At 52.7% G+C, this 827-nt stretch carries 1 protein-coding gene; it reads right to left on the bottom strand.

Annotated elements, in window-relative coordinates:
* On the bottom strand, window positions 1-827 hold an 827-nt coding region (locus ACT3TY_RS17890; RefSeq protein ID WP_444629094.1), incomplete at both ends, for an IS3 family transposase.

Genomic DNA, 827 nt, shown 5'->3' on the forward strand with positions numbered 1-827 from the left:
GCTGATCATCCCTATAGCACTGTGCCGTCGTTGCTTGTTGTAGTCCAGTTCGATGTATTCAAACACCTGGCGTCTCATCATATCTCGCGTTTTAAAGTTCTCGCCGTGGATCGCTTCCACCTTGAGGCTGTGAAAGAAGCTTTCGGCACAGGCGTTATCATAACAGTTGCCTTTCGCGCTCATACTGCACTTGAGTTCATGTCGCGTCAGTAGCGACTGATACAGCGTCGAACAGTACTGACCACCTCGATCTGAATGGACGATCACGCCTGTTGGCATTTTACGTTTCCATAGCGCCATTTGTAGTGCATCACAGACAAGATCTGCCGTCATACGCTCGCTCATTGCCCAACCAACGACTTTGCGAGAGTAAAGATCAATTAGCACAGCAAGATAAAGCCAACCTTCACCCGTCGCCAAGTAGGTGATATCACCCACCCACTTTTGATTAGGGGCTGAAGCCCTGAAGTCTTGCTCTAGCAGGTTTGGCGCAACAGGTAGCGAATGTCGAGAGTTTGTGGTGGCCTTGAACTTACGGGCAGCTTTAGCACGCAGGCCTTGTCGCTGTAAGCTGGCAGCCACGGTCTTGCGATTCACCGGTATTCCGTCATCTTGCAGGTCTAGAGCTAATCTCGGGGCGCCTGAGCGGCCTTTACGTTGGTGAAACGCCGCAGCCACACGCTTATCGAGAACGGCTTGCTGGCTGCGCTTTAGAGACAGACCTCCTTCGCGCTGTCGCCAAGCGTAGTAGCCGCTTCGAGCGACCCCAACAACATGGCACATGCGCTGAACACTGAAAGCCTGGCGATGACGATGGATAAAGGCGT

Source organism: Halomonas sp. AOP22-C1-8 (assembly GCF_052378905.1).
GTDB lineage: Bacteria > Pseudomonadota > Gammaproteobacteria > Pseudomonadales > Halomonadaceae > Vreelandella > Vreelandella citrativorans.